Here is a 23,323-nt window from a genome sequence, read left to right as displayed (position 1 = left end):
CAAGGAGGCGTTTCGAGGAACTGAAATGAAGAAGAACGTTCTGATTGTTGGTGCCGGTGGCGTGGCCCAGGTGGTCGCGCACAAGTGCGCCCAGCACAATGATGTGCTGGGGGATATCCATATCGCCTCGCGGACGCTGGACAAGTGCCAGCAGATCGTCGACAGCGTTAGGGAGAAGGGCAGCCTCAAGGTTGCCGGTGAATTGCAAGCCCATGCCCTGGATGCGCTCGATGTCGAGGCCACCAAGGCGTTGATTGACAAGACACAGTCGCAACTGGTGATCAATGTCGGATCGGCTTTCATCAATATGTCGGTACTCCAGGCCTGCATCGAAACCGGTGCCGCCTACCTGGATACTGCCATTCACGAAGATCCGGACAAGATTTGCGAGAATCCGCCGTGGTATGCCAACTACGAATGGAAGCGCAAGGCGGTCTGTGCAGAGAAGGGTGTTACCGCGATTCTGGGTGTCGGCTTCGACCCGGGTGTGGTGAATGCCTATGCGGCACTGGCGGTCAACGACTACTTTGACAGCGTCGACGCGATCGACATCATCGATATCAATGCTGGTAGCCATGGCAAGTATTTCGCCACCAACTTTGATCCGGAGATCAACTTCCGCGAGTTTACCGGTCGGGTCTGGTCCTGGCAGAACAGCCAGTGGACCCAGAACAGCATGTTCGAGGTCAAGCGTACCGATGACCTGCCGGTGGTCGGCACGCAGACCAGTTATATGACCGGGCATGACGAGCTGCACTCGCTGTCCCAGAACCTCAAGGTGCCGAATATACGTTTCTGGATGGGCTTTGGCGAACACTACATCAACGTGTTCACCGTGCTGAAAAACCTGGGGCTGCTGTCCGAGCAGCCGGTCAGGACCGCCGAGGGGCTGGAAGTGGTTCCGCTCAAGGTGGTCAAGGCGGTGTTGCCGGACCCGTCTTCGCTGGCACCGAACTACAGCGGCAAGACCTGCATCGGCGATCTGGTCAAAGGCAAGAAGGGCGGCGTGGACAAGGAAGTGTTTATCTACAACGTTGCCGACCATGCCGAGGCCTACCAGGAAGTCGGTAGCCAGGGCATCTCCTACACTGCTGGCGTGCCGCCGGTGGCCGCCGCAATTTTGATCGCCAACGGCAGCTGGGATGTGCAGAAGATGGTCAACGTTGAAGAACTCGATCCCAAGCCGTTTATCAAGTTGCTCAACGAGATGGGTCTGCCGACCCGGATCAGGGACGATCAGGGCGATCGCGCCCTCGACGTCTGATCCACAGCACCGGGGCCGAAAGGCCCCGGTGTCGTTTCAGTAGCCTGCGCGTCCCGGTCGCAGGCGATTTTTCCGTGCGGGATTGTCATGCAGTCGGGCGACTGGCATGGTTTGGGGATTGCCTGTGCGGAGCCGTTCTGATGCTGCAGTTTACCCGTCTTGTTGTGTTGTGTTGTGCCATATGGGGCATGCCGGTATTGGCGGCTGATAGTGCCTGTCAGGCCTCCCTGTCGGGGTATCAGGCGTCGATTGAGCGTGCACCGGTTCGTCTGGTGTTGCTGGATTCGCGCGGACAGGTGCTGCGTGAGCATCCGTTGCGCAGCGCCGATCAGTTTCACGCCACGGCAGACAAGGTTTATTTGTTGGCCGCCGAACAGCGGCATTCATTCGTGCTTCTGGTGCCGGCCCTGGATGAGCTCTGGGAAATCAGTCTTGATCCGCAGGCAAAGGATATCCCCCAGGGTTTTATCCACGATTACCGAATGCGTGAAGGGGAATTTATTCCGGGCTATCTGAATCCGCGGCGCAGTCGGACGGGTACTGCCTATCAGCGCTGGCAATTGAGCGCTGACCAGTCCTTGCTCAGGCTGACTGAGGCGGATGGAGGCGGGGTGGTTTTCAGTCTTGATGCGCGGCGTGTAGTGGCACCATTGCCGGTAGATCAGCATCCGCAGCTTCATGCGGTACGCTGGGCTCAGACAGGGCATGGTCCCTGTCGTTGACTCAGTTGCGGCGTCGGCTGAACAGCATAAGCAGCATTCCCAACAGCACTATGCTGCCACCCAGCATGGCTACCTGTCCTGCCAGGCGCCGCTCATCTTCCAGAAGCGCCTGTGGGTTCAGTTCTCCGGCGGCGACCTGGTCGACCTTGTCACCGGCTCTGTTCTTGAAGGGATCGGCAGGGCTGTGGAACAGGTTCACCCTGCTGCCTACCGGAAAACGCTCGGCATAGTCGGCCCTGACCGACGTCGGCACTTCAAGATCTGCCGGTGAGTGAGGCAGGCGAACTACCAGTGAGTGTGTCTGGCCGCCGGCGGCGCGTTTCAGTTCGATATGCTCGATTACTTCAAAGCTGGCGATGCGTCCCTCGCGTGCCAGTGGCTGGTGTTCTATCCAGAACATGATGCCGAGCAGGGCGAGAAACAGTGAGCCGGTAATGATAAACAGCAGGCCGACATTCTTCATCAGCAGTAGTCCCTTGGGAATCAGGTCAAACGAGTGCCGTCACTGTGCAGCAGCGCAACCGGTTAGACAAGCGGCAATGGCTGGCGCCGCAAGATCCGCGACAGGTTGTCGCAGCTAGCTGCCTGGAAACGTTTCGATTCGGAGAAGGCTGGAATAGCCCGTTGCAGCACACCGCCTGCTGGCCAACGGGTGGCAGTGAAACCCGGCGATCAGCCTGTGAGTGTCTTCGCAGGCTGATCGCCGTACGGCCGCGTCAGTCGGTGTAATCGCGGAAATGTACCGATATGGAGCGCACCTTGCTGGATGCCCAGTTGGGCACATTGATGCGCTGTACGGCGCCGCCACGGCGGGAGGTCAGTTCGATGGCAATTACCCCGTCAGGCTCGAGCGTACCGGGAATATGCATGTCCAGTCCCGACATAAATGGAATGGCATGGAATACCGGGTCGGCCATTAGCAGATTGCTGACGCCGTCGGTATTGCGGTCATGCAGGAATATATTGCTCAGGCGCTTGAGCAGGGGGCCTGTTTGCGGAGTTACCACATTGATGCCATTGACCCGCAGCTGGTCATTGCGCTCCCCCTGGTCACCCCAGAGCTCCATGTCACGGCTGATGCTCAGGTTGCTGTGGTTGGCGCTGCGGGCCAGCAGTGCACCGACACCGGTACCTGGGGCTGAGGTGTTGAGCCGGATCTGATAGCTGTCTGTCTGGTAGGGCTCGCGGTAGAAGTAGTGATCGGCATTGGCCACGCCCGGACGACGCAGGACGAACTCATAGCTACCGCCACGGTTGATGGCAAACGGGCCCCAGTGGCCATCGCTGGCGATTGTCTGGCTGTGTGCCGGGAGGTCAGTCAGTGCGCGTCCTGTAGCAGGATCAACTTCGCTGACTTCCAGTACTGTTCCCAGTGCTCCGCTGTTGGCAGGAAACAGGTTGGCGCGTCCGGCAATCCACACCTGGTCACCACTGTTGACGGGGATAACTGTAGTGGCAGGGGCAGCGCCGGCATTGAAGAATGCATGCATGCGTGCAAAGGAGTCTGCCGAGGTGGCTACCTCAATGTGCCCTACCGGATCCTCTTCAGGTGGATAGACGTTTTCGGCACCGGTGACGGATTGGTCAACGTACTGCCCCCACAACACCAGATTTGGTACATCACCAGGCGGGCTGTCACCGGGACGACCGTCGAGGTTGATATAGGCTGCAACCTTGGTCGCCCGTGCTGGATCTGCAAGGTACAAGCGACTGACTTCGGTACCCATGGAGTGTCCCATCAGGTTGACCTGGTCGAAGCCGGTGGCCTGACGCAGGGCATCGATGGCTGCATCCAGTTCCGTGGTGGTCAGGGTAAAGTCCGGCGGGCTGGTGTTGTACTCGTAGGTGGCCAGGTGGCTGCGGGGGTAGCCATTGGCAATGAAACGCTGGGCCTGGGACTCGAATTGCGAGGCAGAACCGGCACCGCCATGAACGAAGATTACCGGACGCTTGTTGAAATCGATGCCCTTGCCATCGGCCGCATCCAGGGAGTCCTGCAGGTGCAGCCAGGCGGCCAGACGCTGGCGCAGATTTCGAGGGCCATTGGCAAATGCGCTGGCGCTGTTGAGTTGATCAAGCAGGTCTGCAAGCGAATCTTCGAATGCCGTGTTGTCATTGAAATCAATCTGGAAACCAGGGGTGCTCGAGATGTGATTACGAATCGCATCCTTTACGGCTGCCTCCAACTGTATTCCATTGTTCAGATTGCCATCGGCATCCAGAGTCTGCAGCAACCGGGTAATGTTGATGGCTGCTGTATGGCTGCTGTCATCGGCGTGGTTGACCAGGTCCAGTGGTGACAGCAATGACTGACCCGCAGCACTGCCCAGTTCCACGCCGCCCAGACTGAAGGTCAGGGTTTCACCCCGGCGATAGCTGAAAGCACCATCGGCATTGGTAACCCCCTCGCGGCTGGCGGTGCGGTATTCCAGTCCGCTTACCGGGCTGTCAATAAAGATACCGGTCTCCAGGCTGTTGGTGCTTCCTGAACCGCCACCGGAGAGACAGCCGGAGAGAGCGGTAACCACCAGTCCGAGCAGTGGCAGGGAGTAGGGGCGATGTTGTCTGAATAGTGCAGTGGGTTGCGGCATGGCCTTGCCTCATTCTTGTAATTGTTGATAAAGGCGCAATTGCTGTCATTTGTATTAAAAGGTTACTAATAAGACAAAATCGACAATAGGCTCGAAAAAGTTAGTCGAGGAGCTGGCTTTGGTCAAATAGATGGGTTTGCTGTGCCGCAAGGGTTTGGTTGTTTGGGGACATGCAACAAAAACCCCCGGGCAGCGAAGCTGGCCGGGGGTTTTGTCTTGCGTCGATGCTTAGCAGCCGAACTTGGCCTTGAACTCGCGGCGACGGCGGTGCAGGACCGGCTCGGTGTAGCCGTTGGGCTGCTTGCAACCCTCGATGCAGAGCTCCACGGCGGCCTGGAAGGCCACGCTGTCGTCGACGTTCGGCGCCATCGGACGGTAGGCCGGGTCACTGGCATTTTGCCGATCGACCACCGGTGCCATGCGCTTGAAGGTCTCCATCACCTGGGTCTCGCTGCAGATGCCGTGACGCAGCCAGTTGGCGATGTGCTGGCTGGAGATGCGCAGGGTAGCGCGGTCTTCCATCAGGCCGATATCGTTGATATCCGGCACCTTCGAGCAGCCGACACCCTGGTCGATCCAGCGCACCACGTAGCCAAGAATGCCCTGTACGTTGTTGTCCAGCTCCTGCTGGATTTCCTGCGCAGACCAGTTGGTATTTTCCGCCAGCGGGATGGTCAGGATGTCATCCACTGACGCCGGTGCGCGCTTGGCCAGTTCGGCCTGACGCTCGGCCACGTTGACCTTGTGGTAGTGCAGGGCGTGCAGGGTGGCAGCGGTCGGCGAGGGTACCCAGGCGGTGTTGGCACCGGCCATCGGGTGACCGATCTTCTGCTCGAGCATGGCGGCCATCAGGTCCGGCATCGCCCACATGCCCTTGCCGATCTGCGCGCGGCCCTTGAGACCGGTGGCCAGACCGATATCGACGTTGTTGTTCTCGTAGGCACCGATCCAGCGGGCGCCCTTGATGTCACCCTTGCGAATGAAGGCACCGGCCTCCATCGAGGTGTGGATTTCGTCCCCGGTACGGTCAAGGAAGCCGGTGTTGATGAACACCACGCGCTCGCTGGCGGCCTTGATGCAGGCCTTGAGGTTGACCGTGGTGCGGCGCTCCTCGTCCATGATGCCGACCTTCAGGGTGTTGCGGGCCATGCCCAGCATGTCTTCGACGCGACCGAACAGCTCGGTGGTGAAGGCGACTTCTTCCGGGCCGTGCATCTTCGGCTTGACGATGTAAACCGAACCGCAGCGGGTGTTCTTGCGGGTGGTGTTGCCATTCAGGTTGTGCAGGGCGATCAGGCTGGTGACTGCGCCATCCATGATGCCTTCCGGCACTTCGTTGCCGTCCTTGTCGAGGATTGCCTCGTTGGTCATCAGGTGGCCAACGTTACGCACGAACAGCATGGAACGGCCATGCAGGGTCAGCGTCGAGCCATCGACTGCGGTGTATTCGCGGTCCGGGTTCATGGTACGGGTGAAGGTGCTGCCGCCCTTGCTGACGCTTTCCGCCAGATTGCCCTGCATCAGGCCCAGCCAGTTGCCGTAGACCACTACCTTGTCCTCGGCATCCACGGCGGCCACCGAGTCCTCGCAGTCCATGATGGTGGTCAGCGCCGATTCCATCAGGATGTCCTTGATGCCGGCCGGGTCGGTCTGGCCGACATTGCTGGTCGGGTCGACCTGGATTTCGAAGTGCAAGCCGTTGTTCTTCAGCAGCACGCCCTGTGGTTCGGCCGGGTTGCCGACGAAGCCAACCAGCTGTGCCGGGTTACGCAGGCCGGTCTGGCTGCCGTCCTTCAGGCTGACCAGCAGCTGGCCATCGCGGATCACATAGGCGGTTGAGTCGAGGTGCGAGCCGCTGGCCAGCGGTGCTGCTTCGTTCAGGAAGTTGCGGGCAAAGGCAATCACCTTGTTGCCGCGTATCTCGTTGTAGCCTGGACCCTTGGTGGCGCCGCCGTCCTCGGAAATCGCGTCGGTGCCGTACAGCGCATCGTACAGCGAACCCCAGCGGGCGTTGGCGGCGTTCAGGGCAAAGCGGGCGTTCATCACCGGCACCACCAGCTGCGGGCCGGCGAGGGTGGCGATTTCCTCGTCAACACTCTGCGTGGTGGCCTGGAAATCGGCCGGCTCGGGCAGCAGATAGCCGATTTCCTGCAAGAATGCCTTGTATTCGGCGTGGTTGTGCGGCTGGCCGGCACGTGCCTGATGCCAGGCGTCGATCTTTGCCTGCAACTCGTCGCGCTTGGTCAGCAGGGCACGATTCTTCGGTGCCAGATCGTTGATCAGGGCTTCCAGGCCGGCCCAGAAGGCCTGGGCATCCACGCCGCTGCCGGGGATGGCGCGCTCGTTGATGAAATCGTGGAGAACCTTGGCAACCTGCAGACTGCCGACCTGGACGCGTTGAGTCATGGAAAATCCCTCACTCTTGAGACATTCCTGCGGCAAGCTGCAGCAGGGGGTGGATTCTGGAGACGCAGCATGTTACACGATGATCGGTTGCAAATCATGCCCGTCACATGGAAATCTGTGCCTGCTGACGTCTGTTGTGTCTCTCTTCCCCTGTATGGATTTTCCATGGATCACGCCCTGATAGAACGGCTGGCGCAACAGTTGCCAGCACTGGACCTGCAACGCCCGCTGGATCAGCAGGCGCAGCGCTATGCCGGCTACTACGGCATCGACTTCAGTGAGCGTGCCAGCCAGCATCTGGGACAGGTAGATGCCGGGCATGGCTCGCTGGCCGTGCAGGTCTGGCGGCCGCCGCAGGCGCGCGGCACGCTGATCATCCTGCATGGCTATTTCGACCATATGGGCCTGTACCGGCACCTGATCGAATGGGCGCTGGGCAGGCGTCTGGCGGTGCTTGCTTTTGATCTGCCGGGGCATGGTTTGTCGAGTGGCGCGCGTGCCAGCATTGACTGCTTTAGCGAGTATCAGCAGGCGTTGGATGTGGTGCTGCGGGAGGCTGCCCTGTGGCAGCTGCCGGCGCCCTGGCATCTGCTTGGCCAGAGTACCGGCGGGGCCATTCTTGTCGACCGCCTGCTGCATGGCAGTTTGCTCGAGCAGTGGGCGCAAACGGTCTTGATGGCGCCGCTGGTGCGTCCTCGGCAGTGGGGCTGGTCGCGTATGGGGCTGAAAGTACTTGGCCATTTTACCCGCCAGCTAGAGCGGCGATTTACCGATAACTCAGGCGATCAGGCTTTTTTGCAGTTTATTCGCGAGCAGGACCCGCTGCAGTCACGGGTATTGCCAGTGGCCTGGCTACGCGCGCTGGAACAGTGGATTCCCCGGATCGAGATGGCCGGCGCGGTTGCCCACGCGCCGCTGGTCGTGCAGGGCGAACAGGATGGCACGGTTGACTGGCACTACAACTTGCAGGTGCTCGAAAGCAAGTTTGCCGGTATTGAGTCATTTCTGCTGCCGCAAGCCCGCCACCACCTGGTGAATGAGCAGGACAGCCTGCGTGGGCACTATTTGCAGTGGCTCGAAGGCAAACTGCAGCTCAGGGATTGAGTGCCTCGCGGGCGGCCAGTTCGACCGCCGAGAGGAACTGCTGTCCAGCCTCGGATTCGGCCCAGCCAAGATAGTTGATCAGCTCCTGGTCGCTGAGCGGCGCATAGACCTGTGCCAGGCTGTCCGGGAGGTTGGCCTGCAGTTCGCCACGCAAGCGCTGGCGCTGGCCATCCAGGCTCTGTGTCGGAATCTGCAGCAGCCCGCCCAACAGGTCATTGGCGCCTTGTACCGCCAGCGAACCTATCGCCACGCCGGCTTCAACACCCAGTTCGACCACCGGCAATCGTTCTCCCAGACGCTGCAACAGAGCCTGACGGGTCGCCGGTACGGCGGGCCTGGCTGTGCGTTGCTGTAGGGCGCGGATGCCTGTGCTCGAGGTGGCTTTGGTTTCCAGACCGACAATTTTGCGGCCCAGTTCGCTGGTGTAGAAAGCGTGGGCCTTTTGTTCGGTTTGCGTGTCCAGTGCCACGGCAAGGCGCGCTTGGGCACGTTGGTGCATACCCTCTGGCTCGAAGCGCTGCCGGCTGCGCTGTTCCAGCGGCTGGCGCAGGCTCTCCGGCAGAACGCCCAGATAACGCTGCTGCGCCTGTTTCAAGGCTATCTGGAAGTGCTCCTGGTGGCGCTGCATGCCTGAGTCACGGTAAAGGTCGGCGTGCGTAGCCAGGCTGAAGAGGCACAGCAGCAGGCCGCCGAGAGTTGGTCCGGCGAAGCGTGTGAACAATGGCATGGTGCAGTCAATCTCCGGAAAGGGTGGGGCTGCGGGGTGGCGAGTGTGCCGCAGCCGAGGGGGCTTGTCGATGCACGGCAAAGCGCTACAATGCGCGGCCTCCCGCGCGAAGCCGGCCCTGTCGTCCGACCGGCTGCTTCGACGCGCAGCATTGCTGTCTGTCCCCTTTGAGTACATCCATGATGAGCGAGTTCCGTTTGCCCGAGACGGCGGCCTTTGATGCCGTGGTCGACGATCTGGTGCAGCGCGGCTGGTCGGTGTGTCCCGGTCTGCTGCCGGCGCCGCTGGCACAGGCGCTGGAGCAGCGTTGTCGCTGGTTGTGGCAGAGTGATGCGCTGACCCCGGCGGCGATTGGGCGCGGCAGTGACGAGCAGGTGATCAGTGAAATCCGCGGCGATCATACCCGCTGGCTGGAGCAATGCCCGCCGCATCCGGCGCAACAGGCCTACCTGCAACTGGCCGACAGCCTGCGCGAGGCGCTGAATCGCAGCCTGTTCCTCGGGTTGGAGAGTTTCGAGACCCACTATGCACTGTATCCGCCGGGCAGTGGCTACCGCACGCACCTGGACCGCTTTCGTGACAGCCCGTTGCGCACTGTGACGCTGGTCAGCTACCTGAACAGCGGCTGGAGTCCTGAGCTGGGTGGCCAGCTGCGCTTGCATCTGCCGGAGCAGACGCTGGATGTGCAGCCGTTATCGGGCACCATGGTGGTCTTTATGAGTGATCGTATCCTGCACGAGGTGTTGCCGGCACAGGCCGAGCGCGCCAGCCTGACCGGCTGGTTCCGCCGCCGCCCGGACAATCCGCTACAGTGGTAACAGGCCTATGGCTGGGGGGACGGATGGAGAGGGTTCTGGTGAGCAGTTGCCTGCTCGGTGAGGCGGTCCGCTACGACGGTGGCCGCTTTGCCATGTCGGCGCTGCTGCTGCGCTGGCAGTCCGAAGGGCGTCTGCTGTCATTCTGTCCCGAGGTGGCCGGCGGGTTGCCGGTGCCACGGCGCCCGGCGGAAGTGCCCGGCGGGCAGGGGGCTGCGGTGCTGGCTGGGCTGATTCCGGTGCACACGGTCGATGGTGAGGATGTCACCGGTGCCTTTCTGCGAGGTGCTGCGCGGGCCTGCCAGCTGGCAGCCGAGCAGGGTGTCCGCTTTGCCCTGCTGAAGGCGCGCAGCCCGTCCTGCGGCAACCGGCAGACCTACGATGGCCGCTTTGCCGGGCAACTGGTGGATGGCGAGGGCGTCACCGCCGCCGCGTTGCGCCAGGCCGGGGTGCGGGTGTTCAATGAAGCGGAGGCTGAACAGCTGGCGGCCCTGCTGGATCAAAACTTATAACGCAAAACGCCGCCGGGCACGGGTGCGCGGCGGCGTTTGCTGGTACATCAGTAGTCAGAACAGCACGCGGCAGCGGATGGTGCCTTTGACGTGCTGCAGCTTCTCCTGGGCCAGATCCGAGTACTCGGCATCCACATCGATCACGACATAGCCGACCTTTTCGTTGGTCTGCAGGTACTGACCGGAGATGTTGATGCCGTTTTCCGCGAATACCCGGTTGATTTCGCTCATCACGCCGGGGATGTTCTGGTGGATGTGCAGCAGACGGTGCTTGCCCGGGTGCGACGGCAGCGCCACTTCGGGGAAGTTGACCGAGGTGATCGAGGTGCCGTTGTCGCTGTAGCGGACCAGCTTCTCGGCCACTTCCAGACCGATATTGGCCTGCGCTTCCATGGTCGAGCCGCCGATATGCGGAGTCAGGATGCAGTTGTCGAACTCTCGCAGCGGGCTGATGAACTCATCCTTGTTCGAGCGCGGCTCAACCGGGAACACGTCAATGGCAGCGCCATTCAGGTGCTTGTCGCGCAGTGCGCCGGCCAGGGCATCGATATCCACTACGGTGCCGCGTGCGGCATTGATCAGGATGCCGCCCTTTTTCATTGCACGGATTTCCTTCTCGCCGATCATCCATTTGGTGGCGGCGGTTTCCGGTACGTGCAGGGTAACGATGTCGGCTTCACCGAGCAGTTCGTTCAGCGAGCTGACCTGACGGGCATTGCCCAGGGGCAGCTTGGTTACTACGTCATAGAACAGCACTTGCATGCCCAGGCCTTCGGCCAGCACGGACAGCTGGGTGCCGATCGAGCCGTAGCCGACGATGCCGAGTTTTTTGCCGCGGATTTCGTAGGAGTTGTCGGCGCTCTTGATCCAGCCGCCACGGTGGCAGGAGGCGTTCTTTTCGGGAATACCGCGCAGCAGCAGTATGGCTTCGGCCAGCACCAGTTCGGCTACCGAGCGGGTGTTCGAGTAGGGTGCATTGAACACCGCAACACCGCGCTGCATGGCGGCGCTCAGGTCGACCTGGTTGGTGCCGATGCAGAAGCAGCCGACGGCAACCAGCTTGGGTGCGTGGGCAAAGATATCTTCGGTCAGCTGGGTGCGTGAGCGGATGCCAATAAAGTGTGCATCGGCAATCGATGCTTTCAGCTGGTCGTCCGGCAGCGAACTGGTGTGGTACTCGATGTTGGTGTAGCCAGCGGCCTTCAGGGTGTCGACGGCCGACTGGTGTACGCCCTCGAGGAGCAGAAACTTGATCTTGCCTTTGTCCAGCGAGGTCTTGCTCATGGTCTCAGTTACCCGCAATGCTGATTGGAGAAGCCTGGAGGACAAATTCGGCAGCCGGGCTGTCGGAGTTGTCCTGTTTCGGAAGCCGCGTATGCTAGCATAATCTCCCTTTTTTGATGCCTGCATGCGTATGAATTGTGTTCAGGCGCTGCGTGAATTTCCTTTGAGGCGCACATGACCCCGCAAGCCATCATCGAAACCCTGAAAACCCTGGTTGACCCGGACAAGGTGCGCACCGATGCCGATTCCCTGAATGCCTGGGGCAAGGACTGGACCAAGCATTTCGAGCCGGCGCCGCTGGCCATCGTGTTCCCCAGGAGCATCGAGCAGGTGCAGGCGGTTGTGCGCTTTGCCAATGCCGAGCGGCTGGCGCTGGTGCCCTCGGGCGGACGTACCGGGCTGTCGGCTGGCGCGGTGGCGGCCAATGGCGAAATCGTGGTGTCCTTCGATTACATGAACAGGATCATCGGGTTCAACGAATTTGATCGCACCGTGGTCTGTCAGCCCGGGGTGGTGACGGTGCAGCTGCAGCAGTTTGCTGAGGAACAGGGGCTGTATTACCCGGTGGATTTTGCCTCGGCGGGTTCCAGCAACATCGGCGGCAATATCGGTACCAATGCCGGCGGCATCAAGGTCATTCGTTATGGCATGACCCGTAATTGGGTGGCCGGGCTGAAGGTGGTCACCGGTACCGGCGAGCTGCTGGAGCTGAACAAGGATCTGATCAAGAACGCCACCGGCTACGATTTGCGCCAGCTGTTTATCGGTGCCGAGGGCACCCTGGGCTTTGTCGTCGAGGCGACCATGCGCCTGGAGCGGGCGCCGAAGAATCTCACGGCGATGGTGCTGGGTACGCCGGATTTCGATTCGATCATGCCGGTCTTGCATGCCTTCCAGGGCAAGCTGGATCTGACCGCCTTCGAGTTCTTTTCGGACAAGGCGATGGCCAAGATCATGGGGCGCGGTGACGTGCCGGCGCCGTTCGAGACCGATTGCCCGTTTTATGCGCTGCTGGAGTTCGAGGCGCTCAACGAGGATATCGCCAATCAGGCGCTGGAGATCTTCGAGCACTGCGTAGAGCAGGGTTGGGTGCTGGACGGGGTGATGAGCCAGAGCGAGCAGCAACTGCAGAACCTGTGGAAATTGCGCGAGTTCATTTCCGAGACGATTTCGCACTGGACACCCTACAAGAACGATATTTCGGTAACGGTCGGCCAGGTGCCGGCCTTCCTGCACGATATTGATGCGATCGTCGGTGAACACTACCCGGATTTCGAGATTGTCTGGTTCGGCCATATCGGCGACGGCAACCTGCACCTGAATATCCTCAAGCCGGAAGCCATGTCCAAGGATGAGTTCTTCGGCAAGTGCGCGACGGTGAACAAGTGGGTATTCGAGATCGTGCAGAAGTACAACGGTTCGATCTCCGCCGAGCATGGTGTGGGCATGACCAAGCGCGATTACCTGCACTACAGCCGCAGCCCGGCCGAGATTGCGCTGATGAAGGGGGTCAAGGCGGTATTCGACCCCAACGGCATCATGAATCCGGGCAAGATTTTTGTCTGAACCCTAACCCCCGGGTTGCTTTGTTTGCAGGGTGAGCGGCATTGCCAGGCCCCTGTTCTGGACACGCTGTAAATACGTCCCTGTACGCTCGGCGATGCCCATCCCTGGGCATCGACGGTCCAGATCAGGGGCCTGCCAACACCGCTTGCGGACGCTGCGGCTGCCAGCTTCAACCCACCTCTTTCAAGGATTTGTGATGTCTTACCAGCACCATTTTGCCGACAACAGCCCGATCAGCCTGCCCTTGGGCAAGGTGGTCTGTGTCGGGCGCAATTACGCCGAACATGCCCGCGAGCTGAACAACCCGGTGCCGGCCGAGCCGCTGCTGTTTATCAAGCCGGCCACGGCGGTGGTGGCGCTGGATCAGCCGCTGCACCTGCCGCAGGGCCTCGGTGCGGTGCATTACGAAACCGAGATCGCCCTGCTGATCGGTCAGACCCTGAGCGGCGACGTCAGCGAGCAGCAGGCAATCGCGGCGATTGCCGGCATTGGTCTGGCGCTGGACCTGACCCTGCGCGAACTGCAGGACCAGCTTAAGGCCAAGGGGCATCCCTGGGAGCGCGCCAAGGCGTTTGACGGCGCCTGTCCGCTGTCGGCCTTTGTCGAGCCCGCGCAACTGCCTGATCTGACCGCGATTCCCCTGCAACTGCGGATCAACGGCGAGCTGCGCCAGCAGGGCAACAGTGCCGAGATGATCACCCCGATCATCGCCTTGCTGCGGCACATCGCCGGGGTATTTACCCTGCAGCCGGGGGATGTGGTGATTACCGGCACGCCGGCCGGGGTCGGCGTGCTGGCCAGTGGTGATCAGCTGCAGCTGGCCATTCCCGGTGTGCTGGAGCAGACGGCTTCTATTGCCTGAAGCACTCAAAGTCACAGGCTTGTCATTGGCTTGCCTGTGGTCTGAACTTTTTCGGACTCACTCCCTCCAACCTGCACCTTGCGCTGTCCCGGAGTCTGCGTGTGAGAATCAGGTTGTGGTTGTTACTACCCATTGTTGTGCTGCTTTTGGCTGCTCTTGTGCTGCATTTTTTGCGGCTGGATGTGCTGCTGTGGCAAAGCTGGCGGCTAAGCTCGCAGGCCTTGCCCGAGCAGGCGCTGAACCTGGCGCGCTACCGGGTAGATATCGAGGCGTTGCCGGTCGCGGGTATTGATGATGACTTGTCGGCGCTGACCTTCAACAGCCAGACCGGCACGCTGTGGTCGGTACTCAACGGCGAGCCGCTGCTGGTCGAATTGAGCACCGACGGGCGCTTGCTGCGAAGCGTGCGCCTCGAGGGTGTCAGCGACATGGAAGGTCTGACCCATGTCGAGGGCAGGCGTTTTGTGATTGCCGAGGAACGCAGCCAGCGCCTGATTCTTCTGGATTTGCCTGATGAGGCCCAGGTGCTGGATGTGTCGGGTCTGCCGAGTCTCAGTCTGGGACTGGATGGCGAGGGTAACAAGGGCTTCGAGGGGTTGTCCTGGGACGAGCGCCAGCAGCGTCTGCTGGTGGTGCGCGAGCGTGATCCGCTGCGGGTGTTGGAGGTGCGCGGCTTTGTCGATGCCGACCCGCAGACGTCGCTGCGGGTCGAGGTGCGTGAACTCAAGCCCAGCGATTCGCCGACCCTGTTTATGCGCGATCTGTCATCGCTGACCTGGCATGCTCCCAGCGGTCATCTGCTGCTACTGAGTGACGAGTCGCACATGCTGGTGGAGTATGCCGCTGATGGGCAGCCGTTGAGCCTGCTCGGCCTGTGGCGCGGCATGGCCGGTTTGCGCCGCACGGTGCCGCAGGCTGAAGGGGTAACTGTCGGCCCGGACGGCGCTATCTATCTGGTCAGCGAGCCAAACCTGTTCTACCGTTTTACGCCGCAGCCCTGAGCCGTTGGCTCAGGCTTTCAGCTGTTTGACCCCGTCCGCCGTGCCAAGCAACAGGATATCGGCCGGGCGGGCGGCGAACAGGCCGTTGCAGACCACCCCGACGATGGCGTTAAGTTGCTCCTCAAGGCGTCGCGGATCGTGGATCAGCATATTGTGCACATCCAGAATCACATTGCCGTTGTCGGTGATGCAGCCATCCCGATAGACCGGGTCGCCGCCGAGTTTGACGATTTGTCGGGCAACGTGACTGCGCGCCATGGGAATTACCTCGACTGGCAGCGGAAAGGCCCCAAGGGTATCCACCAGCTTGCTCTGGTCGGCGATGCAGATAAAGGTTCTGGCGACGGCGGCAACAATCTTCTCGCGGGTCAGCGCAGCGCCGCCGCCCTTGATCAGTTCCAGGTGAGCGTTGGCCTCGTCGGCGCCATCCACATAAAAATCCAGCTCTGCCACGCTGTTCAGATCGTAGACCGGAATGCCATGTTGTTTCAGGCGCTGGGCGGTGGCCTCGGAGCTGGCCACGGCGCCGTCGAAGAAGCCCTTGTGGCGCGCCAGTGCATCGATAAAGCAGTTGGCGGTGGAGCCGGTGCCCACGCCGATGATGCTGGAATCCTGCAGGCTGGGCAGTATCAGGTCGACAGCCGCCTGGCCAACGGCCTGTTTCAGTTCGTCCTGGGTCATGGACTGGTCCCCTCCGATCACGGGCAAAGCGCGGATTATACGGCCGGCAGGCCGTCTGCGTGTAGTCGCCTGCCGGTCGATTCGCTAGACTGGCGGCTTTGCAGTCGACCCGGATCAGGCCCGCCATGCTGGAAACCTACGTCAAGAAGATACTTTGCTCCCGCGTTTACGACGTGGCGGTGGAGACGCCGATTCACCCGGCGCCGTTCCTTTCCGAGCGCCTCGGCAACACCGTGCTGCTCAAGCGCGAGGACCTGCAGCCGGTGTTCTCTTTCAAGATCCGCGGCGCCTACAACAAGCTGGCACAGCTGACTGATGAGCAGCGGGCCAAGGGTGTCGTAGCCGCCTCGGCTGGCAATCATGCCCAGGGGCTGGCCTATGCCGCCCGGCATATGGGCGTCAAGGCGACCATTGTGATGCCGCGCACCACGCCGGAAATCAAGGTCAAGGCGGTGCGCGCGCGTGGTGCCCGGGTCGTGCTGCATGGCGATGCCTTTGACGAGGCGCTGGCCTACTCGCAGAAGCTGGTCAAGGAGAAGGGCTTCACCTACATCCATCCCTATGATGATCCGGACACCATTGCCGGGCAGGGCACGGTGGCCATGGAGATTCTGCGCCAGCACCAGGGCCATATTGATGCGATCTTCGTGCCGGTCGGCGGTGGCGGGCTGGCCGCCGGTATTGCCGCCTACGTCAAATACCTGCGCCCGCAGATCAAGGTGATCGGCGTCGAGCCGACCGAGGCTGCCTGCCTGAAGGCGGCGATGGATGCCGGTGAGCGGGTGGTGCTGAGTCAGGTCGGGCTGTTCGCCGACGGTGTTGCGGTGGCGCAGATCGGCGAGCATACCTTCGAGGTTTGCCGGCACTATGTGGATGAGGTGATCACCGTTTCCACCGACGAAATGTGCGCGGCGATCAAGGATATCTACGACGATACCCGCTCGATCTGTGAGCCGGCCGGTTGCCTGGGCGTGGCCGGCATCAAGAAATATGTCGAGCGCGAGGGCTGTCAGGGCCAGGTGCTGATTGCCATCGATTCCGGTGCCAACATCAATTTTGACCGCCTGCGGCATGTCGCCGAGCGCGCCGAGCTGGGTGAGCAGCGCGAGGCGCTGCTGGCAGTCACCATTCCGGAGCGGCCGGGCAGTTTCAAGGCGTTCTGCCAGGCGATCGGCAAGCGCGCCATCACCGAGTTCAACTACCGTTACCACGACAGTGGCGAGGCGCATATCTTTGTTGGTGTGCAGACCCACCCTGAGCTGGACCCGCGCGGTGCTCTGGTGCAACAGCTGTGCGATCAGGGCTTCCCGGTGCTGGACCTGACCGACAACGAGCTGGCCAAGCTGCATATCCGTCACATGGTCGGTGGGCACGCGGCGCAGGTGACTGACGAGGTGGTGCTGCGTTTCGAATTCCCCGAGCGCCCCGGCGCGCTGTTCAACTTCCTCAACAAGCTCGGCGGGCGCTGGAATATCTCGATGTTCCACTACCGTAACCATGGTGCTGCCTGGGGGCGGGTAGTGGCCGGTCTGCAGGTGCCGGAGGACGAGCGCAGCCAGGTGCCGGAGGCGCTGGCGTCGATCGGTTATCCGTACTGGGATGAGAGTGACAATCCGGCCTACCGGCTGTTTCTTGGTTAGTGCTGCTCCTGTTCGGCGTGACAGGTGCGGTTGCGGCCCTGGGATTTGGCCTGGTACAGGGCCTGGTCGGCCAGTCGAATCAGATCCGAGGGGCTGAGTTCGGCCATGGGCATCAGGCTGGCTGCGCCTATGCTGACAGTCAGGCGCTGTAGAGGGCTGCCCGGATGGGCAATCTGTAAACGTTCGATTGCCCGGTGCAGGTGCTTTGCTGCCCGCTCACACTCGGCTGCATCAGCCCCCGGCAGTATTACCGCAAACTCCTCGCCACCGTAGCGGCAGGCGCATTCTCCCTCGCGCATCAGACCTTGTCCCAGTGCTGAGGCCAGTTTGCGCAGGGCATCATCGCCAGCCTGATGACCAAGCAGGTCGTTAAAGGATTTGAAGTGATCCACATCCAGCATCAACAGGGCGAGGGGCTGCTGCTGTCGACGCTGTCGGCGCCATTCACTGGCCAGCGCCTGGTCGAAGTAGCGCCTGTTGAACAGGCCGGTCAGCCCGTCCTGTTGTGATTGGCGACGTAACTGCTCGGCAGCTTCCAGTTGGGCTGCGTTGTTGCGGCCGATACAGATCAGGTAATCGCGGCAATGCCTGGACAAGACCCTTGTGCTTATCTCGACAGGTATTGTGTGACCGTTGCGGTGCCGGAGTGTTTGCTGGCTGACGCTGGCCCCTGCATGTGCTGCTGAGGTTTGCCAGCTATCTATCCATTTGCCATAACCGCACATCACGTCTTGCGGAGCAATGCGCAGCAAATCGCGCAACTCATGTTCGCTGTAACCCAAGGCTACCCAGCAGGTGCGGTTCATGTAGATGACTTCTGTTGGCTGCAAACCGATCAGAAACAAAGCGTCCTTGCTGTGATCGGTCATGTCCAGAATCAGTTGCAGTTTGCTCTGGCTGGCCTGCAGGCTTTGCTCGATATCAAGGCGATGGGCAATCTCGCTCTGCAGGCGACGGTTGCTGATCCGTAAGGCTTTGGCCTTGCGTCTGCTCCCGAGCAGCAGCCACAAACTACTGACCAGAAGCAGGCTGGTCAGCACGCCACTGAACAAAACCATTTCCGGTAAATGGGTCTGGCTCTGGCGGACCAATGACTGGCTGGGTCTGGCGGTCAGCAGGATATCGCTACGATTGGCCAGACGCAGGGGCATTTGTATGGCTGGCAGGTGATCAGCGAGCGTGTCTGGCTGGTGGATGAACAGCCGCTCTCCGGCAGTCGAGAAATCCAGTATCAGGTGACGGTTGCCAATGCTGCCGGTTAGCTCGGCGAGCAGTTTCTGCGGTCGAAATACGCCGATCAGAAAGCCATCGAATACAGGCGGCTGGCTGCGCTGTGCAACCACGGGCACATAGTAGGTCAGCCCCGGGCCGCCCTGGCGCAACTCGAACAGCGGGCTGAGTGCCGGTTGCAGCGTATCGCGGATCTGCATCAGTACCGGATACCCTGGGTGCTCTGGCGAATACTGGAAGCCCAGAGCCGCTTCGTTGCCGATCAGGGGCTCGGTCCAGCGGATGCGCAAGTCCGGGTCAAGCCACTGGATCGCCTGAAAACTGCTGTAGTCGCGGGTCAGCATCAGTGCGTCATGGCGCCACAAATCAGGGGTGTCACGGTGCACAGGCCAGCGTTCCGCAAGCCGTTCCAGCGCGGTAATCTGCTGGTCGAAACGGCTCTCTATGCGCTCGGCAAGCGCACTTGTTTCAAGTTTGAGGCGTGCCAGTGTTTGCTGTTGCTCGGCCGTCTGCAAGGCATGCCAGGACCACAGGCTGCTGCCGATCAATATGGCCAGCAATACTCCCAACAGACATTCAGGGATCAGGGAGTGGGCTGTCTGGCGCGCTGCAGGCATGGGTAAATCTATCCTTGTGCCATGCTGTCAGTCAGTTGCAGCACGGCACCCTGAGTGGAATTACCTTGACGGCATAGGACTGAAGCTCCTGTCCTGCACATTCTTTTCCGTTATTTCCCGGCGGCGTTCAGCAGAATCTGCCATTGCTCCGGTGTTACCGGCATGACCGAAAGCCGGCTGCCACGAGCCAGTAACGGGAGGGCTTCGAGGCCTTCCAGTGTGCGAATCTGTGCAAGTGACAACAGGGCGGCAAACTTTTTCTGGAAAACCACTGGAACCGCTACCCAGGGCAACTGCTGTTCAGTGCTGCGTGGGTCGTAGCCCGCTGCTGCAGGATCAAGAGCGCTTAGATCCGGTCTGGCCTGGCCGTCAATCCGGCCAATGCCGGCGATCCCCGGGGGCTGGCAGCTTGAGTGATAGAACAGAAACAGGTCGTCGGCCTGCATTTCTGCCAGGTAGTTGCGCGCCTGATAGTTGCGCACTCCGTCCCACAGGGCCGGGCCACGAGAAAGGTCATCAATCGAAAAACAGTCGGGTTCGGACTTCATCAGCCAGTAGGCCATGCGCGTTACCTGTGAAGGGGGTGTTGACAGATTCTGTTTTCAGGGGTAATAAAGCCTTCGCTCGTGATACCAAAAGCGGGAATGTCTCATGGCTCTTGGCCATCAAGTATCGAGGCATCAACAACAAGATTGCCCTTAAGCATTGAAATGGAGGCAACCATGCGGCGCAAGCCCGATCTTCTATGGGTTCTGGTTCTGATTTTCGGACTGGGAATAGTGACCACAGGCTATACGGAAAGTTATTTCGAGCGTTCTGCCGGAAATGGTTCGACGCTCAACGCCCCTTGAACAGCAGCTGCCGGTCGCTGGCTATAAGATCTGCCGGGATATCCCAGTCGGCAATCGGGAGCCGGTCAACCTGCTGGCAATGGTGAGCCAGGCCGACCAGTTGCGGTCCTGGCCAGTTGCGCCGGAGGCGCCGCCAGGCCAGCGCTCTGTCATAAAAGCCGCCACCCATGCCCAAGCGGTTGCCCTGCGCATCAAAGCCAACCAGCGGCATCAGCAGGAGCTGCAGACGCCAGAGCGCTACCTGTTGTCGAGGGTTGGCAACAGGCTCACGGATACCAAAGCGGTTGGTATGCCAGCGGGTGTCTGCGGTGAGGCGCTGGAATTGCATGCGCCGGCGGGGCCAGCCAGCAACTACCGGCAGATAGCAGTGTTTGCCCTGGCGTCGGGCTTTTTGCAGCAGTCGCTGTGGATCGATTTCACCGTCATTGGCCAGATAGAAAGCAATGTGACGGCTGCGCAGAAAAAGCATGCTGCCGCCAAGCAGGCGCTCCAGGGCGCGGCTGGCGTCACGCTGCTGACGCGGAGTAAGGGCGCGGCGCGCTTCTCGCAGTTTACGGCGAAGTGATTGGCGTGAGTCTGTCATGCTGGACAAGGCAAACTGGAATCCCCGGGAATGCCGCTGTCGGGTTAGCCCTTGAACCCGAAAGTTCAAGGCGGAGAGCAGGGTGCGGCTTCAGGCTTTCCGGCGAGCGGACATGCACACCGCCGCGACGGCCACCCCCCTGGTACAGAAGTATCGGCTCAGGGACATCTCCGACTGGCAAACACCCCAGGGACGAATTCACTATACCTGAGTCCGGAGGCTTACCCAAGCGGCTTGGGTCTAAACCGCCTGGCCGGGGGACAGTATCTGGTCAAGACGTTTGACCAGATCATCGATCATCTGTTGCTGGCGGCCTGACTGTTCATCGTGGCTGCGACTGCCGGTAATCATTGCATGACTGATATTGAGTGCTGCCATCACTGCAATACGTTCCACGCCTACAACCTTGCCGCTGCTGCGAATCTCTCGCATGGTTTCATCCAGATGGCGTGCAGCCTGCTCCAGATTATAACGCTCCTCCGGGGGGCAGCTGACGCGGTATTCCTTGTCGAGGATATGCAGGGTGACGGTCGACGGCTGGGTCATGCATCGTGCTCCAGGGCTTTCAGGCGGATGATCATGGCTTCGACCTTCTGTCGGGCCAGATCGTTCTTCTCGATCAGTTGCTGGCGTTCTTCACGCCAGTGTCTTTCCTGCGACAGCAGGTGCTGGTTCTGCTGTTGCAGGTGCAGGCACAGATCGATCAATTGGTTGACCCGCGCAGCCAGAGCGGTGATGTCGGATTGATCCATGGGCGTAGGCAAGTCCAGACGAATGGAGTGGGGTGGCGATGGTGCCGGAAGGCAAACAGCTTCCCGGCCGTTTGATCTGCCGGCCACTATAGCAGGCCGCTGGCGGCGGTCAAAGCGCCGCACGGCGGCTGGCAGCAAGCCGGGGGCTGCTTCTGTTATCCTTGCGCGGTTGCTCACGTTTCGAGGCCCTAGATGATGCCTGCCCTGCCCGCCGTATTCGAATTTGATCGTTATCTCGACGTATTTGCCGACATGGCTGCCAGCGGCTCGCCCGCGGAGCTGCACGGCCATCTGGTTGGCCGGTTGGCCGCCGGCACGCGGTTTGATCATGCCACCTGGCTGAATCTGGCCAGTGAACTTGCAGAGGCTACCCAGAGCGCCAACGAGGCGGGCAAGCTGCTGCTGATCCAGCTGCAGGATGCCAGTCTGGCACTACTGGCTGGCAGCGGTTTCGAGTTCACCCTGCTGCTGCCCGACGACAGTCAGCCGATGCTGCTGCGCAGCGAGGCGCTGGGGCGCTGGTGTCAGGGCTTTCTTGGCGGCTTCGGTCTGGTCCCGCGCGAGGCGGCGTTGACCGAAGAAGTCGAAGGTGTGCTCGCCGACTTTGCCGCTATCGCCCAGATTCAGGGTGAGGAAGAGGATTCGGACCAGGCGGAATCCGACTTTATGGAACTGGTCGAATATGTGCGCATGGCCAGCCTGCTGGTATTCAGCGAATGCCAGCCGTCCGAGCGCGATGACCAGCCGCCGGCCGCCCTGCACTGATACCCCGGAGACCCCTGATGCAGATCCCCCGACAGGAATACAGTCGTCGGCGCAAGGCGCTGATGGCGCAGATGGTGCCGAACAGCATCGCCGTGTTGCCAGCGGCGCAAGTACGCACGCGCAACCGCGACACTGAATACCCCTACCGGCAGGACAGCGATTTCCAGTATTTGACCGGTTTTCCCGAACCGGAGGCGGTGGCGGTTCTGATTCCCGGTCGGGCGCACGGCGAGTTCGTACTGTTCTGCCGTGAGCGTGATCCCGAGCGCGAGCTGTGGGACGGCTACCGGGCCGGTCAGGAGGGCGCGGTGGCCAGCTATGGCGCCGATGATGCCTTCCCGATCAGCGATATCGACGACATCCTGCCCGGCCTGATCGAGGGGCGCGAGCGGGTCTACTACGCGATGGGTGCCAACCCCGAGTTCGATCGCCGGCTGACCGGCTGGATCAACAGCATCCGCAGCAAGGCGCGCCTTGGCGCGCAGCCACCGAACGAGTTCGAGGCCCTTGATCATCTGTTGCACGACCTGCGCCTGTACAAAAGCGCGGCGGAACTCAAGGTAATGCGCGAGGCGGCAAAAATTTCCGCGCGGGCGCATGTCCGCGCCATGCAGATCTGCCGCCCCGGTCTCCATGAATACCAGCTGGAGGCCGAGCTGATACACGAATTCATGCGCAGCGGCAGCCGTGCCCCGGCTTATTCGTCGATCGTCGCTGCCGGCCGCAATGCCTGCATCCTGCACTACACGGAAAACACCAGTCAGATCCGTGATGGCGATCTGGTGCTGATTGATGCCGGCTGCGAGCTGGACTGCTATGCCAGCGACATCACCCGCACCTTCCCGGCCAACGGGCGCTTTTCCGCCGAGCAGCGGGCCATCTACCAACTGGTGCTGGATGCCCAGCGCGCCGCCTTTGCGGTGATTGCACCGGGGCGGCACTGGAACGAGGTGCATGAGGCCTCGGTGCGGGTGATTACCGCCGGCCTTATAGAGCTGGGGCTGCTGCAGGGCGAGGTGGATGAGCTTGTAGCCGCCGAGGCCTACCGGCCGTTCTACATGCACCGGGTCGGTCACTGGCTGGGCATGGATGTGCACGATGTCGGCGAGTACCGTGTGGGTGGTGAATGGCGGGTGCTCGAACCGGGCATGTTGATGACCGTCGAGCCCGGTATCTATATCGCCCAGGACAACAGCGACGTGGCGCGCAAGTGGCGTGGCATCGGCGTGCGTATCGAGGACGACGTGCTGGTTACCCGTAATGGCTGCGAGATTCTTACCGGCGATGTGCCGCGCGAGATCGACGAGATCGAGGCGCTGATGGCTGCGGCGCGCAGCGGGGAGCACTGAG

At 61.2% G+C, this 23,323-nt stretch carries 22 protein-coding genes and 1 other RNA gene; 11 read left to right on the top strand and 12 right to left on the bottom strand.

The window, feature by feature from the left end; genetic code table 11:
* Positions 1 to 25: 25 nt before the first annotated feature.
* Both BMZ23_RS12180 and BMZ23_RS12175 read left to right on the top strand, forming a co-directional pair.
* Positions 26 to 1,264: a saccharopine dehydrogenase family protein gene (locus BMZ23_RS12180; protein WP_093477753.1), complete on the top strand. Its 1,239-nt coding sequence runs from the start codon at positions 26 to 28 to the stop codon at positions 1,262 to 1,264.
* Between the two features lie 140 nt (positions 1,265 to 1,404).
* Positions 1,405 to 1,986 carry a hypothetical protein gene (locus tag BMZ23_RS12175; RefSeq protein ID WP_093477750.1) on the top strand — a complete coding sequence of 194 codons (582 nt, stop codon included), beginning with the start codon at positions 1,405 to 1,407 and terminating at the stop codon, positions 1,984 to 1,986.
* A 1-nt stretch (position 1,987) separates the two neighbouring features.
* On the opposite strand, the gene BMZ23_RS12170 is transcribed toward BMZ23_RS12175, so the two are convergent.
* From BMZ23_RS12170 to BMZ23_RS12160, 3 genes are all read right to left on the bottom strand, one after another.
* Positions 1,988 to 2,449, bottom strand: coding sequence for a DUF3592 domain-containing protein (locus BMZ23_RS12170; RefSeq protein WP_093477747.1), 462 nt, complete (start codon positions 2,447 to 2,449; stop codon positions 1,988 to 1,990).
* A 253-nt stretch (positions 2,450 to 2,702) separates the two neighbouring features.
* Positions 2,703 to 4,577, bottom strand: coding sequence for an alpha/beta fold hydrolase (locus BMZ23_RS12165; RefSeq protein ID WP_093477744.1), 1,875 nt, complete (start codon positions 4,575 to 4,577; stop codon positions 2,703 to 2,705).
* A gap of 228 nt (positions 4,578 to 4,805) precedes the next feature.
* The gene (locus tag BMZ23_RS12160) at positions 4,806 to 6,983 is read right to left on the bottom strand and encodes a malate synthase G (protein WP_093477740.1); all 2,178 of its coding nucleotides are present in this window, start codon (positions 6,981 to 6,983) and stop codon (positions 4,806 to 4,808) included.
* Positions 6,984 to 7,148: 165 nt separating this feature from the next.
* Here BMZ23_RS12160 and BMZ23_RS12155 point away from each other — a divergent pair, with 165 nt between their 5' ends.
* Positions 7,149 to 8,087 (top strand): alpha/beta hydrolase, encoded by a 939-nt coding sequence (locus BMZ23_RS12155; protein ID WP_093477737.1) that lies wholly within the window; start codon positions 7,149 to 7,151, stop codon positions 8,085 to 8,087.
* On the opposite strand, the gene BMZ23_RS12150 is transcribed toward BMZ23_RS12155, so the two are convergent.
* Complete coding sequence (locus BMZ23_RS12150; RefSeq protein ID WP_093477734.1) at positions 8,077 to 8,814, bottom strand: DUF2059 domain-containing protein; 738 nt, start codon at positions 8,812 to 8,814, stop codon at positions 8,077 to 8,079. The two genes, BMZ23_RS12155 and BMZ23_RS12150, sit on opposite strands and share 11 nt — an antisense overlap.
* 179 nt (positions 8,815 to 8,993) lie before the next feature.
* Here BMZ23_RS12150 and BMZ23_RS12145 point away from each other — a divergent pair, with 179 nt between their 5' ends.
* A complete protein-coding gene (locus tag BMZ23_RS12145; RefSeq protein ID WP_245748221.1) occupies positions 8,994 to 9,632 on the top strand; it encodes a 2OG-Fe(II) oxygenase in 639 nt (212 codons plus the stop codon).
* Positions 9,633 to 9,655: 23 nt separating this feature from the next.
* Entirely contained in the window at positions 9,656 to 10,141 is a 486-nt protein-coding gene (locus BMZ23_RS12140; protein WP_093477728.1) for a 2-thiouracil desulfurase family protein, read from the top strand.
* Between the two features lie 54 nt (positions 10,142 to 10,195).
* On the opposite strand, the gene serA is transcribed toward BMZ23_RS12140, so the two are convergent.
* Positions 10,196 to 11,425: a phosphoglycerate dehydrogenase gene (gene serA / locus BMZ23_RS12135; RefSeq protein WP_093477725.1), complete on the bottom strand. Its 1,230-nt coding sequence runs from the start codon at positions 11,423 to 11,425 to the stop codon at positions 10,196 to 10,198.
* 174 nt (positions 11,426 to 11,599) lie between these two features.
* Between serA and BMZ23_RS12130 the strand changes: the two genes are divergently transcribed.
* The 3 genes from BMZ23_RS12130 (at position 11,600) to BMZ23_RS12120 (ending at position 14,854) form a co-directional block, all read left to right on the top strand.
* Positions 11,600 to 12,991, top strand: a complete 1,392-nt coding sequence (locus tag BMZ23_RS12130) for an FAD-binding oxidoreductase (RefSeq protein WP_093477722.1) — start codon at positions 11,600 to 11,602, stop codon at positions 12,989 to 12,991.
* A gap of 196 nt (positions 12,992 to 13,187) precedes the next feature.
* Positions 13,188 to 13,853 (top strand): fumarylacetoacetate hydrolase family protein, encoded by a 666-nt coding sequence (locus tag BMZ23_RS12125; RefSeq protein WP_093477719.1) that lies wholly within the window; start codon positions 13,188 to 13,190, stop codon positions 13,851 to 13,853.
* 101 nt (positions 13,854 to 13,954) lie between these two features.
* Entirely contained in the window at positions 13,955 to 14,854 is a 900-nt protein-coding gene (locus tag BMZ23_RS12120; RefSeq protein ID WP_245748219.1) for an SdiA-regulated domain-containing protein, read from the top strand.
* 9 nt (positions 14,855 to 14,863) lie between these two features.
* On the opposite strand, the gene rpiA is transcribed toward BMZ23_RS12120, so the two are convergent.
* Positions 14,864 to 15,535, bottom strand: a complete 672-nt coding sequence (gene rpiA / locus BMZ23_RS12115; protein WP_093477713.1) for a ribose-5-phosphate isomerase RpiA — start codon at positions 15,533 to 15,535, stop codon at positions 14,864 to 14,866.
* Between the two features lie 125 nt (positions 15,536 to 15,660).
* Between rpiA and ilvA the strand changes: the two genes are divergently transcribed.
* Positions 15,661 to 17,175 carry a threonine ammonia-lyase, biosynthetic gene (gene ilvA / locus BMZ23_RS12110; RefSeq protein WP_093477710.1) on the top strand — a complete coding sequence of 505 codons (1,515 nt, stop codon included), beginning with the start codon at positions 15,661 to 15,663 and terminating at the stop codon, positions 17,173 to 17,175.
* Here ilvA and BMZ23_RS12105 read toward each other — a convergent pair.
* The 6 genes from BMZ23_RS12105 to BMZ23_RS12080 form a co-directional block, all read right to left on the bottom strand.
* Positions 17,172 to 19,022, bottom strand: coding sequence for a diguanylate cyclase (locus BMZ23_RS12105; RefSeq protein ID WP_093477707.1), 1,851 nt, complete (start codon positions 19,020 to 19,022; stop codon positions 17,172 to 17,174). The genes ilvA and BMZ23_RS12105 overlap by 4 nt on opposite strands.
* Before the next feature lie 110 nt (positions 19,023 to 19,132).
* Entirely contained in the window at positions 19,133 to 19,585 is a 453-nt protein-coding gene (locus BMZ23_RS12100) for an EVE domain-containing protein (protein WP_093477704.1), read from the bottom strand.
* Between the two features lie 274 nt (positions 19,586 to 19,859).
* Positions 19,860 to 20,456, bottom strand: a complete 597-nt coding sequence (locus BMZ23_RS12095; protein ID WP_093477701.1) for a 5-formyltetrahydrofolate cyclo-ligase — start codon at positions 20,454 to 20,456, stop codon at positions 19,860 to 19,862.
* A 17-nt stretch (positions 20,457 to 20,473) separates the two neighbouring features.
* Positions 20,474 to 20,652, bottom strand: a non-coding RNA gene (ssrS, locus tag BMZ23_RS12090) — 6S RNA.
* Positions 20,653 to 20,696: 44 nt separating this feature from the next.
* On the bottom strand, positions 20,697 to 21,002 hold the full coding sequence (locus BMZ23_RS12085; protein ID WP_093477698.1) for a cell division protein ZapA: 306 nt from the start codon (positions 21,000 to 21,002) through the stop codon (positions 20,697 to 20,699).
* Entirely contained in the window at positions 20,999 to 21,208 is a 210-nt protein-coding gene (locus BMZ23_RS12080; RefSeq protein WP_093477696.1) for a TIGR02449 family protein, read from the bottom strand. The genes BMZ23_RS12085 and BMZ23_RS12080 overlap by 4 nt, the downstream gene beginning before the upstream one ends.
* 195 nt (positions 21,209 to 21,403) lie before the next feature.
* Between BMZ23_RS12080 and BMZ23_RS12075 the strand changes: the two genes are divergently transcribed.
* Complete coding sequence (locus BMZ23_RS12075; protein ID WP_218143602.1) at positions 21,404 to 21,973, top strand: UPF0149 family protein; 570 nt, start codon at positions 21,404 to 21,406, stop codon at positions 21,971 to 21,973.
* A gap of 17 nt (positions 21,974 to 21,990) precedes the next feature.
* Positions 21,991 to 23,322 carry a Xaa-Pro aminopeptidase gene (gene pepP / locus BMZ23_RS12070; RefSeq protein WP_425431696.1) on the top strand — a complete coding sequence of 444 codons (1,332 nt, stop codon included), beginning with the start codon at positions 21,991 to 21,993 and terminating at the stop codon, positions 23,320 to 23,322.
* Position 23,323: the final 1 nt, after the last annotated feature.

Origin of the sequence: Halopseudomonas yangmingensis, from assembly GCF_900114825.1 — a bacterium.
GTDB classification, from domain to species: Bacteria; Pseudomonadota; Gammaproteobacteria; order Pseudomonadales; family Pseudomonadaceae; genus Halopseudomonas; species Halopseudomonas yangmingensis.
The sequence above is the reverse complement of the archived record's forward strand: the minus strand, read 5'-3'. Positions and strand labels throughout refer to the sequence as shown.